This is a genomic window from Myxococcus sp. AM009 (assembly GCF_013372605.1).
GTDB lineage: Bacteria > Myxococcota > Myxococcia > Myxococcales > Myxococcaceae > Myxococcus > Myxococcus vastator.
Window position 1 is genome coordinate 1 of sequence record NZ_JABXEP010000073.1, and the last position, 16,323, is coordinate 16,323.

Consider the following 16,323-nt stretch of genomic DNA (forward strand, 5'->3'; position numbering starts at 1 on the left):
GACTGGTGTGGATGTCGTCAGGGTGCAGAGGGGGAGCCTAGCACGGACGCCCGCGAGGAGCGGGCCTCGTGGGGGGCCTTTGGTATCCTCGCGCGCAGATGAGTGCTCCCCCTCTGCACCCTGACGACATCCACACCAGTCCCGGCGACGTCGGACAAGACCTGAACCACTCCCCGTTGTTGGGCGAAACGCTCGTGGTGGACCCGCGCACCACGGTGAAGCTCCACAAGTGCCGCCTGGCCGTCACCGCGGGGCCGGACACCGGCCGCTCGGTGGTGAGCGACAAGGAGCGGCTGCGCTGCGGCGCGCATCCTGGCAATGACCTGGTGCTGGTGGAGGACCGCACCGCCAGCCGCCACCACTTCGAAATCCAGTTCACCGAGCGGGGCTACCTGCTGGTGGACCTGGGCTCCACCAACGGCACCTTCCTGGATGGCCGGCGCATCGAGCGGGCCTACCTGTCACCGGGCTCGCAGATTCGCGCGGGCTCGTCGGTGCTGACCTTCGCGCCGCTGGATGAGGAGGTCACCATCGAGCCCGACCGCGAGGGCGAGCTGTGCGACATGGTGGGGCAGAGCGTGAAGATGCGGCAGATATTCGGCCTCATCAAGAAGATCGCCCCCATGAATGTGTCCGTCATCATCCAAGGTGAGACGGGCACGGGGAAGGAGCTGGTGGCGCGCGCCATCCATGAGCTGTCCGGCCGCACGAAGGGGCCCATGGAGGTGCTGGACTGCGGCGCCATTCCCCCCAACCTCATCGAGAGCGAGCTGTTCGGCCACGAGAAGGGCGCCTTCACCGGCGCGGTGAGCAGCCGGCCGGGCGCCTTCGAGCGCGCGCACGGGGGCACCATCTTCCTGGATGAGCTGGGCGAGCTGCGGCTGGACCTTCAGCCCAAGCTGCTGCGCGTGCTGGAGAACCACGAGGTGCGGCGCGTGGGCGGCAACGACGTCATCGAGGTGGACTGCCGCGTCATCGCCGCCACCAACCGCGACCTGATGAAGGAGATTCAGTGCGGCGGCTTCCGCGAGGACCTCTACTTCCGCCTGTCCGTCATCACCATCCAGTTGCCGCCGCTGCGCCAGCGCCGCGACGACATCCCCCTCATCCTCAAGCGCGCGCTCGCGGACCCGGAAGTGGTGGGCAAGCACGGCAAGAAGCGCTTCTCCGCGGAGTCCCTGGGCCTGCTGATGTCGTATTCATGGCCCGGCAACGTGCGCGAGCTGATGAACGTGTTGTCTCACGTCCTCACCTTCAGCGAGGGCGAGGAGATTCAGCCCGCGCACCTGCCACCCCGCGTGCGGGGACAGATTCGCGAAGGGCCGCTACCCTTCAACGAGCACCTCTCCTTCAAGGACGCCAAGGAGCAGCTCCTGGAGAACTTCGAGCGCGAATACATCTCCAGCGTGTTGACGCGCTGCGAAGGAAACCTGTCTCGCGCCGCCCGTGAGAGCGGGCTCCACCGGAAGTCCATTGAGCGGCTGGTGAAAAAGTACCAGCTGGACACAAAGGGGATGAAGTCACGCTAACCCCAGGAGCAACCGGAGGGAGGCTGTAACTCGGTTGTTTCACGCTAGAAAAACGCGGTTGTCGCGGAGTCGTGCTCTCCTGTGTGAAATGCAAGGAACGCCCCGTCAAGTTGACGTATGTCCGATCACGGCTGAATCCCCGGAACATACGTTCGCCATGAATTCACAGCGTCCGAGCCGAGGAAGGCAGTCCGGTCAGGCGATGGTGGAGGCGGCTTTATCGCTTCCGCTCGTCGTGTTCCTGGTCCTGGGCACGCTTCAGCTGTTCCTGATGCTGCAGGCGCGCGTGCTCGCGCAGTACGCGGCCTTCCGCGCGACGCGCGCGGGCAGCGTGGCCCACGGTGAGTGCGAGCGGATGAGCCACGCGGCCATCCTCGCCTTGTTGCCTTCGTTCCACTCCTTCATCGGCATGCGGGTGCCGCAGGTGGGCGGCGAGCACGGCGGCGGCGCGGGCGCGCCCGAGCGGCTGGCCATGGCCTTTGCGCCGCGCCGGGACAACCGGTACCAGGCCGGGCTGGACGGCGTGCACACCGGCAGCATCGTGTGGATCAACCGGGGGCTGGCGGGCGGCGGCGTGGAGAGCCCGCAGGACCGTGGCTTCGACGACCCGGGGCACCTGCGGCGCCTGGAGGTACGGCTCATCTACTGGTACCCCATGCGCATCCCCTTCGCGAACTGGGTGATGTCGCGGATGTTCCTCGCGCAGCTCGGCATCCAGGACTACACGGCGGCCAATCCGCTGGTGCTGGCGGAGCGCAACGCGAACTGGGGGGCCGGCGAGTTCCCCAGCCCTTACGCGCTGGCGGCGGACGTCCGCGACGAGCTGGCCAGCCGCGTGGGCCGCCGTGAGTACGTCTTCCCCATTGAAACCAGTTTCACCATGCGGATGATGACGCCCGTCAAGGCGCGTCACTTCGCCTCCATGGACTGTCCCAGATGAAGCGCTCTCATTCCCGTGGCCAGACGATGGTGCTGTTCGCGCTCAGCACGCTGCTCCTGGTGCTGATGGTGACGTTGACGCTGTCCTTCACCATGAAGGTGCGTGAGCGCATCGAGGCCCAGACGGTGGCGGACGCGGCGGCCTTCTCCAACGCGGTGGCCACCGCGCGCACCTTCAACAACATCGCCATCATCAACCGCGTGCAGATTGCGCACGCGGTGGCCCAAGCCGGCGCCGCCAGCCTGGTGAGCTGGGCCAGCCTCTACCGCGCGCAGCTCAACGCCGCCCGCGGGGGCTACAGCGACTGGGAGTGGCCGTATCAACTGAACGTCATCACCGGCTGCCCCTGCGCCTGGAAGAGCTCGTCGTGCGCGCGGCGCTGCCGGTGCGGCAACAAGGGCCTGCGCGACCTGGGCAACCTGCAGCGCAAGCTCCGCATGGAGGACCAGCGGGTCAACGCCGTGTTCCAGTCGTATGAGCCGCTGTTCGCGCTCCAGATGCGCGGGCACCAGCTGGCGCAGAACGCGCTGTACCTCGCCCAGCAGCAGAACTACCAGGAGCTGAAGGACGCGGTGGACTCGCAGCGGTTCACCCACCAGGTCCTCTCCAACATCAACCCGGGCGCGAACGCCACCGACGCCGCGTGGCAGGTGCCCCCCATCGGCGGCGTCAACAAGGACGAGCTCACGGGCGGCCTGGCCTGCACGCAGGGCGGCGCCGTGTGCGACGTCCCGGCGACGGTGCAGCACGCGGTGAACGCCGCCATGGGCAGCCGCGGCTTCCACTTCGTCACGTGGCGGCAGGACCTGGACTACGTCGCGCACCTGGCCAACCTGGCCTGGGTCATCAACCCGCCGGACATGGTGCTGGTGGAGGTGGCGACGCAGGGCACGACCCACTTCGGCAAGAAGGGACGGCAGATGCCGATGATCATGCCCTTCGCGCCCGCCATCACCGCCGAGGACGAGGGCAGCATCCTCTACCTCTACAACCACATGGCCAACGGCGGCGGCGCGCCGTGCCCCGCGGCCGTGGGTGGCACGGAGGGCGTCGAGGCGAGCCTGGTGTCCTCCGGCGGCATGATGCCCACGCCCGAGCACCGCTGGACGGGCGGCAGCGACCCCAATCCGTACATGCGGCACATGTTGATGCCGTGCATGAACCCGGTGTCGAGCTGCCCGGGCATCTGGCCGCTGTTCCTGGACTACAACCTCACCCAGCTGCTGGATGGTGGCGACAACAACTACGGCCAGCCCAAGAACTTCGCGGTGGTGCAGCGCAACCTGCGCACCCGGGCGCTGGACCCGTGGGACTACTCCTTCCGCTACCGCTTCGAGCGCGGCAGCACGGGCACGCAGTTCGACAACCGCAGCTTCCAGATGGCGGATGGGACGCCCAACGACGTCCAGACGGCCATGGCCACGGGCATCGCCTACTTCCACCGGGGCCACAGCGTGGCGTTCCACCACTGGAGCGAGCCGCCCAACCTGCTCAATCCGTTCTGGCGGGCCACGCTGGTGGCGGCGGACACGGACCAGTCCGGCCTGGATGACGCCGCGGACACGCTGGACCTCAGCGCCCCCGCCGCGGCCCGCACGCTGCGGGCCCTGCGCTCGGTGGGATACAGGGGAATCCAATGATGAAGAAGACCCTCCGCTCCAGGCATGCCCGGGGCCAGTCGCTGGTCGAAGCGGCCATTGGCTCCACGCTCTTCGTCACCATCATCGCCTTCGGCATCCACTTCGCCGAGGTGGGCTTCCTGTCCTTGAAGGTGCAGGAGGCCGCCATCTCCGCGCTCTGGGACGGTACGCACGGGCAGATGCACTACATCCCCGTGAACTACGACCCCGCGGGCGACTCCATGCGGGCCGCCGCGAACGACGCCCAGGCGCGCTACGCGGACTTCAACGGGCTGTCCTCAACGACGGGCGCGGGCATCACCCAGGCGCTCACCACCGGCAGCAACATGGCGGTGGACTGTGAGATGGGCGTGGGCGTGGACTGGGGTGGCACCGCGGTCACCCGCGCGACCTACCGCGACAACGGGGGCACCGCGTGCCGCGCCTCGGCGACCTTGAGCGCGTGGCGCTTCCCCAGCTCGTTCCTGGACCAGGGCGAGGCGGGCCTCTACCAGAAGCGGAACATGGAGAGCTCGCTCGCCAGCCTGCAGGTCTGCGCGGTGGGGCGCCCGGTGGGTGGCCGCTGCACGGGCAGCTACTCCATGCTGATTGACGACTGGGGCCTGGCGGGCGAGGGGGAGGCCCTCACCTGCAACATCATCATGCAGGACCAGCTCCTGCCTTGCACCAACGCGTCGTACCACGCCGCCGTGTTCAGCATCTACACGCCCACGGTGCTCGCCATCCCCGGCGCCGCCAGCATGCTGGCCGAGCAGGCGCTCTTCTGGAATCCGCTGCCGCCCACGGCCCTGGCCATGGTGGGCCTGGGCATGAAGGAGCGGACGATGTGGATCAGCGCCGCGGGCGAGGACGTCATCAACTTCAACCAGTTCCCCACCCTGATGGACCCCATCAACATGGGCGTCTGGGGGACGTCTCCGGGGTCGGCGCTGGGCGGCATCACCACGCTGCCCTACGCGGCGGCCCACCTGCAGCGCTTCAGCAAGGGCGCGTGCTTCCTTGGAAAGGAATGCGACTGACATGATTCGCTTCTCTGGATGGATTCGGCTGGTCCTGATGTCGGCGGTGCTGTCGTCTCCTGCGGCGCTGGCCGGGCGGACCGAGTGTGAGGCGGACTGTGGCGGCAAGGCCGGGGGGACGCTGGCGGAGTGCACGTCCCGGTGTCCCAATGGAGGACGGGACGCCGCCTGCGCGTCGCGGTGCACGAAGAAGTTCCAGGAGCAGTTCGCGGCGTGCTCGAAGCGCTGCCCTCCTCGGGACAACATCGAGTCGCCTCGCAAGACGGGCTCGCGCCCTCAGCCTCAGGAGTTCGACGTTCCGGACGAGGGCGTCGTCGTCGAGTAGCCAACCTGCCGGTGATGGAGGGATGGCCCTCTTCGAGGAGTGACGGATGAAGCAGGTGCTGCAGGGACTCCTGGCGGGAGTGCTGGTGCTGATGGCGGTGGACGCGCGCGCCCAGCGCCTGCCGTTCACCTGGGATGTGCCCAAGGTGGTGGCGGTGGTGGACGTGCCGGGCACCGTCATCTCGGAGGGCGTCCCCGTCCGGATGTCCGCCGTGCTCAGCGCGGAGAAGCCAGAGGTCATCGGGCAGCACCTGGTGTCGCGCTTCCAGGCCTGGGAGCTCCACGTCCCCAAGCCGACGCTCCAGCCGCAGCTCCTGCGCGAGACGATGATTACCGCGCTCGACACCAAGCTGTTCATCTCCTACACGGCCATCCTCCAGGCCAACCCGGACGGCACCACCACGGTGTTCATGGGAGAGGCGAACCTGGCCCAGGGGCGGCGGCAGCCGCAGTCCTCGGTGGCGCCGATGTTCCCAGGGGCCTCGGACTCGATGAAGGCGGAGACGGAGTCGTCGCGCACCCTCACGTACTCCGTGGAGGCCCGGCAGGCGGAGGTGGAGGCCTTCTACCGGACCGAGCTGGGCAACGCGGGCTTCCGTGAAGAGGAGCCGCGCCTGTTCCGCTCGGCGAACGAGGAGATCAAGCTGTCGTTCGCTCCCACGAAGGAGGGGCGGCTGGTGGTGGTGGTGGTGCGCCGGACCGTCGCCCAGGCGCCCGCGAGCCCGACCTCGGATTGAAGCCCTGTAGGGAGCGTGTTACGGCCGCTCGACATGAGCGACACGCCCCCGAAGGACAAGGACTTCAAGGATTCGGTCAACCTGCCGCGCACGGACTTCCCCATGAAGGGGAACCTGGCGCAGCTTGAGCCGCGCATGCTCGGCTGGTGGGCGGAGCGGGGGATTTGGGGGAAGATTCTGGAGCAGAACGCGGGCGCGGAGCCCTTCGTCCTGCCCGACGGTCCGCCCTACGCCAACGGCCACCTGCACGCGGGCCACGCGCTCAACAAGGTCCTCAAGGACATCGTGGTGAAGTACCGGAACATGTCCGGCCGCCGGTGTGACTTCATCCCCGGCTGGGACACGCACGGGCTCCCGATTGAGCAGGCCGTGGAGAAGCGGCTGAAGGACAAGAAAGTCGACAAGCGCACGCTGGCTCGCGACGCCTTCCTGGAGGCGTGCCGCGCCTACGCGCTGGAGTTCGTCGACATCCAGAAGGCCGAGTTCCAGCGCCTGGGCGTGTTCGGCTCGTGGGAGCGGCCGTACAAGACGCTCGACTTCACCTACGAGGCCCAGGAGATTCGCGAGCTGGCCGCCTTCGCGAAGCGGGGCATGCTCTACCGCCGCAAGAAGCCCGTGTACTGGTGCCTGTATGACCAGACGGCGCTGGCGGAGGCGGAGGTGGAGTACGAGCACCACACCTCGCCCTCCGTGTACGTGGCCTTCCAGGCCGGCGCGGAGCTGGCCGAGCGCGTGCCCTCGCTGAAGGGCAAGGACGTGGCCTTCGTCATCTGGACGACCACGCCGTGGACGCTGCCGTCCAACCTGGCCGTCGCCGTCAACCCGGAGTTCGAATACGTCTTCTACCAGCTCGGCCCGCGCGTCATCTGCGTGGCGCGGGAGCTGCTGCCCAAGGTGCTGGCGGAGGTGAAGGCGGACGAGCTGGCGGTGAAGCACGTGGAGCTGCCCGGCGGTGAGGTGTCCGCGGCGGCGCTGGTGGACCCGTCGCGCATCCTCGCTTACGCGCGCGGCGAGGAGCTGGAGCACCTGACGTACCAGCACCCGTTCTACGAGCGCCGGGGCCGCGTCATCCTGGGCGAGCACGTGACGCTGGATGCCGGTACGGGCCTGGTGCACACCGCGCCGGGGCACGGCCAGGAGGACTACGAGGTCGGCCTGAAGTACGGGTTGGACATCTACAACCCCGTGCGCCCGGACGGCCGCTACGACGACACGGTGGGGCCGGTGCTGGAAGGTCGGCGCGTGTTCGAGGCGAACCCGGTCGTCATCCAGTTGCTGGTGGAGAAGGGCGCGCTGCTCAACGGCGCCACGGACACGGTGGCGCACACGTACCCGCACTGCTGGCGCTGCCGCAACCCCGTCATCCTGAGCGCGACGTACCAGTGGTTCATCCCCATGGACGCGCCGTTCCACGGGACGCAGACGTTCCGGCAGGTGGTGCTGGAGCAGGTGGACCAGGTGCAGTGGGTGCCCTCGTGGGGGCACAGCCGCATCCGCGGCATGCTGGAGACGCGGCCGGACTGGACCATCAGCCGGCAGCGGACGTGGGGGGTGCCCATCTGCATCGCCTACTGCGAGGGCTGCGAGGAGGCCGTGGTGTCGCCCGAGTTGATGGAGCGGGTGGCGGCGGCGGTGGAGCAGGAAGGCGTGGGCGTGTGGTACCGCACGCCGGTGAATGACTTCCTGGGCGCGGACTTCCAGTGCCCGCGCTGCGGCAAGGGGGAGTTCCGCCGGGAGACGGACATCCTCGACGTGTGGTTCGACTCGGCGTGCATGTTCTCCGCGGTGCTGGAGCAGCGGCAGCGGATTCCGGCGGACCTCTTCCTGGAGGGCAGCGACCAGCACCGCGGCTGGTTCCATTCGTCCATGCTGGTGGCGGTGGGCACGCGTGACGTGTCGCCGTACAAGGCCTGCCTCACGCACGGCTTCGTGGTGGACGGCCAGGGCGAGAAGATGTCCAAGAGCCGCGGCAACGTGGTGGCGCCGGACAAGGTCATCCAGCAGTACGGCGCGGAGGTGCTGCGCCTGTGGGTGGCGGCCAGCGACTACCGCAACGACGTGCGCCTGTCGGACCAGATTCTCAAGGGCCTGTCGGAGGGCTACCGGAAGATTCGCAACACCGTCCGCTACGCGCTGAGCAACCTCTACGACTTCGACCCGGCGACGCACGCGGTGCCGGAGGCGGCGCTGCTGCCGCTGGACCGCTGGGCGCTGGGGCGGCTGGCGGAGGTGGTGGCGCGGGTGCGCAAGGCCTACGAGGACTACGAGTTCCACCTCGTGTACGCGACGGTGGTGGACTTCGTCGCGGGTGACTTGTCGGCGGTGTACTTCGACATCCTCAAGGACCGGCTCTACACGTGGCGCGCGGACGGGCAGCCCCGGCGCGGCGCGCAGACGGTGCTGTACGAGGTGGCCTCGGTGTTGTTGCGGCTGCTGGCGCCGGTGATGAGCTTCACGGCGGAGGAGGCGTGGCAGACGCTGCCGGGCAAGCCGGCGGAGAGCGTGTTCCTGGGCGGCTTCCCGGTGGTGTCCGCGAAGCTGGAGCCGGCGCTGGCCGAGCGCTACGCGAAGCTCTTCGCGGTGCGCGGCGCGGTGCAGGGCGTGCTGGAGGCGGCGCGGCGGGACAAGCGCATCGGCGCGTCGCTGGAGGCCCGGGTGGTGCTGACGGCGGAGGGCGCGGCGCGCGACTTCCTCCAGGCGAACCTGGCCGAGCTGCCGGGCCTCTTCATCACCAGCCAGGTGGAGCTGGCGGACGTGAAGGGGGACGCGGCGCAGACGCTGGAAATGGCGCAGGCGTTCGGCGAAGGCGTCCGCGTGACGGCCGAGGTGCTGCCCGCGCACGGCGAGAAGTGCCCGCGCTGCTGGACGTACTCGGAGGCGGTGGGGCAGGGCGGTGAGGTCTGCCTCAAGTGCCGCGAGGCGCTGGCGGCGTAGCGGGCCGCCTGCGTGAAGCCCTCCCCGGCGGGTGAATCCGGGGAGGGGCGTGGCTCCTCAGGCGAGGCGCGAGCTCAGTTCGCGCACTCCGCCACCTGGCGGTCGATGGCCGCCTGGGAGTCGCAGTCCAGCACGCTGGCCAGGCCTGTCCGCGGCTCCACCATGATGAGGCTGCGCGCGCGGCCCGAGGTGAAGTCGAAGCGCAGGTTTCCCGGGGCCGCGGCATCCAGCGCGGGCTGGTCATCCAGGAAGTCCCGCATGCAGGTCAGGTCGCCGGGGCGCACGGGACGGCCGGAGCCGGGCATGTAGCAGAGCCCGTGAATCGCAGCCGCGTTCATGCTGACGGGAATGACGATGTCCGGGCCCAGCTCGCTGCAGCAGTCCGGGTTGGCGCGGCAGGTGGTGTTCTCGCAGCCAGCGGAGGGACAGCTCGCGTTGTCCCATTCATTGTCGCACCGGAGTTGCTCCCACCGTGCCACCGTGCGCAGTGTTCCATCGCCGCGGGGAACGCCCTCCTCCACGACGATGCGCACGGGCTGGTTGGTGGAGATGGCGCGCTGCCGGGCGCGGAGCGTGGAGGCCCACAGCTCGCGCGTGGCCTCGTTCTCGCGCTGACGGTTGACGGGCGTCTGGATGCCCACCAGCGCCGCGGCGAGCAGGATGGCGGCGATGGCCACCGTCACCATCATCTCCAGCAGGGTGATTCCGCGTGTGTGCTTCATGCTCATTCTCCCACCAGGGGGGGCTGCAGGCCGCCCGCGGCGAAGTTCCGCAGCATCACCCGGAAGGTGAAGGTGCGCCGCTTGAAGCCATCAATCGGGAACTCCTCCTTGTCCTTACCAATGGGCTCGTCCGGGTCGAAGGCCTCGCGGTCCGGCCGCGGCGTGCGGACGACCAGGGTGACCTCCACCTCGCGGATGCGCTGCCTCAGGCGGAGCCTCAGCTCGTCATCATCCGCGGGAGGGGCCGCTTCCGACGGATGCTGGTCAATGGGGCACGTGACGGCGGTGCAGGCATCAATCTCTGGAAGGTTCGTGGCCTCGTCCGGGAACCACCGGAAGCCGAGCGGAGGAACGTGGCTCATGACGCCGAACCGGACCTTGAGGTGCTCCACGTCCCGGCTCAGGACCACCCAGTTCGCCGCACCGGGGCCCAGGTACTCCAGCGTGGGCGTTCCGCTGGCCCAGTTCACCCGGTAGGTCGCGCTCTGCGCCTGCATGATGCGCCAGGTGTCCTGGACCGGATTCGCGAAGTTCCAGATTCCCTGGGCGGGCTCCGCACACGGTCCGCTGCTGATGGTGTCCACGCCGATGCCAGGGTTGGCAGTAATGAGGTTGCTGGCCGTGTCCACGTTCGTGACGCGCACGTGGCAGGCCACATTCTCGTTCGGGTTCACCACGAACGCGGGCGTGGATGGCGCAGTGACGGGCTGGAGCCGGGTGGAGGGATTGTTGACGGTGCAGAAACCCTCTGGCCCGGTGCGTACGGGGCCCGAAGCCGGGGGAGGGGGGCCGCCACAAGGGGCCAGCGTCACCATGCCGCGGGTGTCCCCCCAATGAATCTGCAGGACGTCTGACACGAGCTCCTCGAGGTGGCCCGCGGGTGGCAGCCCGAAGCTGGCATCCGCGGCGAAGGGACGCGTTGCGTCCGCTGCCGTCAGGTCCGGCTCGGTCCACACCTGGACGGCCGTCTGCGTGCGCGTGTCGCTGAAGACAATGGGCGCGTTGCCCATTCCGGCACCGGCGCGCTGCAGGTCCGCGGAAATCAACTCCATGACCACCCGGCCGGTGGTCTGAGCCAGCATCGTCTGTTCCTCGAAATGGGAGCGCCGCTGCATCTGCATCGCAGCGACCAGGCCCGCGCCGAGCACGATGAGGCCAATGGCGCTCGCAATCATCACCTCGAGCAGCGTGAAGCCACGCGCTGCCCGAGTTCGAGTCCTCAAAAGAGACGACATCACGGCGCCATCCTCGTCTGGAGCACCACCACCTGTGGGTCGCTGCGGCCCGGTTCGCGCCAGCTCACGCTGACGCGCACATGCGCGATGTTCCCCACGGTACCAGGCTGGCCGGGAATGAGGTCCCGCGTCAGGTCCGCCGGGACGACGGAGCCCGGCTCGATGGTGGCGATCTGGGCTGGAACGTCCACGTCGACGGCGACCTGGTACTCACGCGCGATGACCGTCTCGTCGGTGGGGCGGACGTCACTCAGCGCCCCCGCGGCCGTCTGGAAGAGGGTGAAGGTCGCATCCTGTCCCACTAGGTTGGAGCACGGCGGCTCCACCACGCACCCCATTAGCGTGATGTTCTCCATCGCCTGCTCCGCGATGATTTGTGCCTGCGTGGCGGTGAGGCTGCGGCGGTTGGCGTTGCTGGTCTGGGTCACGACCAGCATCGCCGCGGCAATGCCCATCAACAGGATACCCATGGTCGCCAGCACCTCCAGCAGCGTGACGCCCCGCTGCTGGCGTGTCTTCAGTGCCTTCACTGCTGAATCCTTCCGTCCGGGCTCGGCGAGTAGATGAGCAGCTTCGAGCGAGCCGTTCCGCCCTCGGCAGTGCCTGTGTTCCAGCGGCCGCTGCCCTTCACCTTGATTTCGCCCAGCGCCGTGGGAACGATGAGGTGCCCGTCGTGGACCAGCGGCGCGTTCACGCCGTGGCCGCCGAGCGCCGCGCTGGTCATCTCAGGGGCGCTGTTGCCATCCGGAAGCTGCCCGGACTCGTAGTACCGGCCGCTCTCGTCCTCGCTCAGGTTGCAGATGTCCGCGGCCGCGCCAACGGCCGTGGTCGCGAAGACCTTGTCGCCTGCCAGCGCGACGCCGCCCCACACCGCCTGCCCCGGATCCAACTGCTGCACCCACAGCGGCTCCAGCAGCTCGCAGTCGTTCCTGCCAGAGGGGTCGGCGTCCTCGAAGGCCAGCAGGTGGTAGCGGTAGCTATCCTTGTTCGGCGGGCCGTCAGAGAACTCGTCCGGGTTGTCACCCGTACCGAAGTAGAAGCGCACCACGGGCGAGCCGGTGTTGCGCACGACGTTCACGCCGAGGTTGGAGTGGATCTGCTGGTAGATGGGGTCCTGGCCCGTCGCCGCGTCCTCGTGGTCGGACAGCGTGACGGGGGCACTGGCAATCTTGCAGGTCTTCACCTTGCGGCCCAGCGGTTCGCCCGTGTCCACCTGGTCCAGGTTGATGCGGTAGACGTTGCCCGCGGTGGTGGGCACGTACAGGACGTCGTAGTTGCCGTCGCGGTCGAGGTCCACCAGGGCCGTCTCCGCGGCGATGCCAGAGCCCTGGTCCAGCGTGATGATGCCCGCCCTGACGCCACCGGGCGTCCCGCCGTAGTTGAGCGGCTGCCCCGTCTTCATGTCGATGAGGTAGAGGGCGCCGGCACGGCTCGGCGACGAAGGCACGAAGTCGGTGCCCACGATGGTGGTCCACTTCCCCTCCGTTTCGGTGCCCCAGGTCAGCCGGCCAATCGACGGCGCGTGGCTGGAACCGGCGTTGTCCGGGAAATTCACGGAGGGGTCCACCGCCTTCGCCGTGGAGAACGCGAGCTCGATGCTCGTGTCACGCAGGTTGAACTCCCACAGCGGGAGCGGGTACCACGCGTCGCTGGGGTTCGTGATGTCGAGCGCGACGACGGCGGGGCTGTTCTTGCCAGAGGCGCTGACCAGGACCGTCTTGGCGCCCTGGGTCTTGGATGAAGTGGTCGAGGGGGTCCACGCGGGCTGTCCCGTGATTCCGAAGTCCACGTTGGCGATGGTCGGCGAGGCATCCATCGACGGTCGGGGCAGGTTGCCCGAGCCGTTGAAGCGCACGTAGGTGTTGCGGTAGCGCTCCAGCAACATGCGAGGCATGTACGTGAACAGTTCCGTGCCGTCGCCGTAGTCGCGGGGGGTGATGTTGCCCGAGACGCAGTTCGCGGTGGGCTCGAAGAAACCACGGACCTGGGTGCCAGGCGCGCACTCGTCATGGGTGGAGTTGCGGAAGACACCTGCCGCGAAAGCGTGCAGGTATCCGCTCATGGTGCCCACGTAGGCGACGGTGGGCCGCGAGGAGAGCGGCTCCATGAAGTTGCGGCGGTACATGTCCCGTTCGCCCGCGCGCGCGTTCTGGGCCCAGCCATCGATGTGCGGCGGCACGCTGAGCGCGACGGTGGACATGTTGATGCCGCCAAGCGCCCACGGCCGACGTTGGTCGACCGGCCCGGGGCCATAGTGGTCCTCCCAGCCGTACAGCCATTCCCGCAGGAAGTTGCGGTCGTTGGTGGGCCCTGTCACCCGCTTGTCGGGAGGGCTGCCGGTGGGCGTGCCGCACTTGCCGTCGTTGTTGAGGTCATACAGGTAGCGCCCGTTCTGCTCCAGGTCGCAGAGCGCGTCGGGGAAGAGCGGGCTGGCGCCGTTGGTGTCCTCCATCTCGGCGGAGAGGGTGCTGCGGTTGCCCCCAGCGCTCATCGTATAGAGCTTGCGAGTCAGCGGGTCCTCGTCGGTGCCGAACGAGAGCGCCATCACCTTGCCCGCGTCCCAGCGGAAATCGCCCGTGGTGACGTTCGGGTTCTCCGGGTCATAGAGCGAGCTGAGGTAGAGCCGCCCGCGGACGGTGAAGTCCTTGTTGCCGTCGTAGGCGCGAGTGCCGGGCGCGGGCATGCCATTGCCCGGCCAGGTTCCTTCCCGGCCCCAGGTGCTGCCCGGCGTCTCGTTCACGCCCCAGACGATGACGTTGCCCAGCGTGGACGGTGAGGCGCGCGAATAGCTGCCAGCGCGGACGGCCTGGTAGCCCACCTCGATGTCGTCGATGATGGGGCGGCACAGCTCGCTGGGGCTGGTGATGTCCACCTTCCAGCAGAGCTGGGAGCCCGTGAAGCCCATGGCCATGATGTCCAGCTCCACCTCCTGGGTGGGCGGCGTCGTCTCCGGGAAGTGGACCGGGAACCACGTGGGGGACGCCGGATTGGGGACGCACTCCATCTCGCCGGTCTCCGCGTCGGGCTCACAGACGCGGCAGTCCACCGCCAGCGAATAGGTGATGGTGGGCTCGGGACCATCCTCCGGCGTGCAGGCGCCCGGGACATCTTCGGAGAAACACGGCGGCCCTCCGGCGCACGTGCGCGGCTGGGGCGCGAAGTCGTCCTGTCGCTTGAAGCGAACCTTGGTGATGACGAAGTCGTTGGCGTCGTCTGGCGAGATATCTCCAGACACCGTGGCGGAGCGCGTGCTCCCGCCGTTCTGCTTGTTGACGACGAACACCACGTCGTTGAAGTCGCGGTCGCCGCCACCGGGGATGTCCTCGAAGCCCAGAATCCAGCGGAAGGGGTCCGTGCTGGGCGCGCCCACGATGACGTGCGGCATGGGGTTGCGGTCGCCCGGAGGCCGGGGAATCGTCACCTTCTCCATGGGCATCACGAGGTTGCCGTAGAGTTCGTCGTTCGCCAGCCGGTACAGCGTGGTGCCCCACTCGTTGATGGGGCCGTCCAGCCAGCCGCAGTAGTACTCGTTGGTGTCCGCGACCCGGCAGGCCTGGCCAGGCGTGTTGGCGGGGTTGTCGCGGTTGCAGCCTTCCAGGTACTGACACCCGATGTTGCGCTCGGCGACGACCGAGCCGCCCTCGGGGTTCTGGTCCATGTTCCACGCCGACTTGGAGAAGAAGACGTTGATGGACGTCTGCAGGTGCAGCGCGCACCGGCCATCCGGGTCCTGCTTCAGGCAGGGAAAGACGTAGCCCTCGCGGGGGCCGTGGTTGCTTTCATAGTAGGCGACGATGAAGAAGATGACTTCCTTGCCGCCTTGAATCATCCCCATGTCCACGGTCCGGTCATAGGGCGAGACGCCGTTGTCCGGGTTGGTGGTGCGCCGCAGGCCACGCGGGTCATACGCGGACACGTCGTAGTCCGGGATGCCTTCGGAGTAGTCGCCGACATCTCTCACGGGCGCCAGGTTCCGGTGGGTGGCACGGCCGGAGTCATCGTCGGCGAGCAGGAAGACCATTCGCCCCAGGCCCATGTTGCCGTTGTCCTCCGAGGGCGGCTCCAGCAGGTTGGGGAGGTGAGGGAAAAGGCCTCGGTCCGAGAAGCTCTCTTCCGTGATGGTGCCGGACGCGAAGGTGCCCACCTTGTCCGTCGTGTTCCACTCACCGCCCAGTCCCGGGCGGGCATCCGCGAGGTCGGTGTTCTCTTCGAACGTGTTGCTACATCCGGCGCTCATCGCCAGCTCTGGCTGGTTGTACAGCTCGCCGTCCGACGTGAAGTTTCGCGTGCAGCGCCGGTTCACGCCGATGTACGGGCGGGCCTTGGGGCCGGACCGGGGCGCGAGGTTGAACATGTCCTCGTGCAGGTCGAAGATGCCGTTGTCGTTGTCGTCCAGCAGGTTGCCGTCCGCATCGACGTACCCGCGGTCCTCCAGGTCGTCCATGTAGAGGTAGCCGAGCGCGTGCGATGCGCCGGCGGACTCGTACACGTAGCTGATGGTGACGTTCTGATCGAACGGGAACTGGATGAACTCTGAGTTCAGCGCCGTGCGGTTCGTGTTGAGCTGGAGCCGGGCGGGACTGTCCTCGGTGATGAGGATGGTCGACTCCTGGATCTCCAGGTTCTCATCAGAGAACTCGGGCTGCTTGTTCTGGTCGAGCTGATCTTCGCACAGCTGGGCGGGTGCTTGTGGTTCCGCCTGGGCATGCGCGAGCGGTGCGGTCAGCAGCGCGAACGCGGCGAGCGTCTGGGTAAGGGTGCGCATCACTTCTTCCCCTGGGAGCGGCGGGACGGGTCAATCGCCTTGCGCTGCTTCTGCGCCTGGCGTGTGGCGAGGTCCTGCTTGAGCTGTTCACGCAGGAGCTCCTCGCGAGAGGGAGGCGGCGGATGGATGCTCTGCGCCAGGTAGGTGAGGAGCAGCTCCCGGTCATCCACGGGCAGCAGCCGCGTGTCGCAGGTCGTCTTGCGCTTGACCTGATTGGGGCCAGCAATCCACGCGCGCAGATGTTCGGGCGTGCGCTTGAGAATCAGCGGGCCCAGGTCGGTGCCCCGGCCGCGCTTCTCGGTGGGGATGGGCTTCGCCGCCGTCTTGGTGCGCTTGCCATTGCCCTGGGCCTGCGGCGTGACGGTGTGGCAGCTCGCGCAGGCCTTGTCGAAGGCGAGCTTGCCTTCATCCGAGGCACCAGCGGCCAGGCCTGGCAGGAGCAGGAGCGACAACAGGGAGAGTCGTTTCATGGGCGTGC

General features: G+C 68.1%; 12 protein-coding genes. 7 read left to right on the forward strand and 5 right to left on the reverse strand.

Annotated elements, in window-relative coordinates:
* Nucleotides 1-98: 98 nt before the first annotated feature.
* The 7 genes from HV824_RS19100 (at nt 99) to ileS (ending at nt 9,123) form a co-directional block, all read left to right on the forward strand.
* Nucleotides 99-1,529, forward strand: coding sequence for a sigma 54-interacting transcriptional regulator (locus tag HV824_RS19100; RefSeq protein WP_176423953.1), 1,431 nt, complete (start codon nt 99-101; stop codon nt 1,527-1,529).
* A 157-nt stretch (nt 1,530-1,686) separates the two neighbouring features.
* The gene (locus HV824_RS19105) at nt 1,687-2,469 is read left to right on the forward strand and encodes a TadE/TadG family type IV pilus assembly protein (protein WP_255208170.1); all 783 of its coding nucleotides are present in this window, start codon (nt 1,687-1,689) and stop codon (nt 2,467-2,469) included.
* The gene (locus HV824_RS19110; RefSeq protein WP_176423954.1) at nt 2,466-4,109 is read left to right on the forward strand and encodes a pilus assembly protein TadG-related protein; all 1,644 of its coding nucleotides are present in this window, start codon (nt 2,466-2,468) and stop codon (nt 4,107-4,109) included. Before HV824_RS19105 ends, HV824_RS19110 begins: the two co-directional genes overlap by 4 nt.
* On the forward strand, nt 4,106-5,128 hold the full coding sequence (locus HV824_RS19115) for a pilus assembly protein (RefSeq protein ID WP_255208171.1): 1,023 nt from the start codon (nt 4,106-4,108) through the stop codon (nt 5,126-5,128). Before HV824_RS19110 ends, HV824_RS19115 begins: the two co-directional genes overlap by 4 nt.
* Nucleotide 5,129: 1 nt before the next feature.
* On the forward strand, nt 5,130-5,453 hold the full coding sequence (locus HV824_RS19120; RefSeq protein WP_176420269.1) for a hypothetical protein: 324 nt from the start codon (nt 5,130-5,132) through the stop codon (nt 5,451-5,453).
* Between the two features lie 46 nt (nt 5,454-5,499).
* Nucleotides 5,500-6,189 (forward strand): hypothetical protein, encoded by a 690-nt coding sequence (locus tag HV824_RS19125; protein WP_176423955.1) that lies wholly within the window; start codon nt 5,500-5,502, stop codon nt 6,187-6,189.
* Nucleotides 6,190-6,222: 33 nt separating this feature from the next.
* Nucleotides 6,223-9,123: an isoleucine--tRNA ligase gene (gene ileS, locus HV824_RS19130; protein WP_176423956.1), complete on the forward strand. Its 2,901-nt coding sequence runs from the start codon at nt 6,223-6,225 to the stop codon at nt 9,121-9,123.
* A 74-nt stretch (nt 9,124-9,197) separates the two neighbouring features.
* On the opposite strand, the gene HV824_RS19135 is transcribed toward ileS, so the two are convergent.
* The 5 genes from HV824_RS19135 to HV824_RS19155 are packed head-to-tail and all read right to left on the reverse strand — an operon-like array spanning nt 9,198 to nt 16,315.
* Nucleotides 9,198-9,845, reverse strand: coding sequence for a Tfp pilus assembly protein FimT/FimU (locus tag HV824_RS19135; RefSeq protein WP_176420275.1), 648 nt, complete (start codon nt 9,843-9,845; stop codon nt 9,198-9,200).
* Between the two features lie 2 nt (nt 9,846-9,847).
* Nucleotides 9,848-11,080 (reverse strand): PilW family protein, encoded by a 1,233-nt coding sequence (locus HV824_RS19140; RefSeq protein ID WP_217917536.1) that lies wholly within the window; start codon nt 11,078-11,080, stop codon nt 9,848-9,850.
* Nucleotides 11,080-11,610, reverse strand: coding sequence for a type II secretion system protein (locus HV824_RS19145; protein ID WP_176420277.1), 531 nt, complete (start codon nt 11,608-11,610; stop codon nt 11,080-11,082). Before HV824_RS19145 ends, HV824_RS19140 begins: the two co-directional genes overlap by 1 nt.
* Nucleotides 11,607-15,845, reverse strand: coding sequence for a DUF4114 domain-containing protein (locus HV824_RS19150; RefSeq protein WP_176423958.1), 4,239 nt, complete (start codon nt 15,843-15,845; stop codon nt 11,607-11,609). The genes HV824_RS19145 and HV824_RS19150 overlap by 4 nt, the downstream gene beginning before the upstream one ends.
* Entirely contained in the window at nt 15,845-16,315 is a 471-nt protein-coding gene (locus HV824_RS19155; RefSeq protein WP_255208172.1) for a cytochrome c family protein, read from the reverse strand. Before HV824_RS19155 ends, HV824_RS19150 begins: the two co-directional genes overlap by 1 nt.
* Nucleotides 16,316-16,323: the final 8 nt, after the last annotated feature.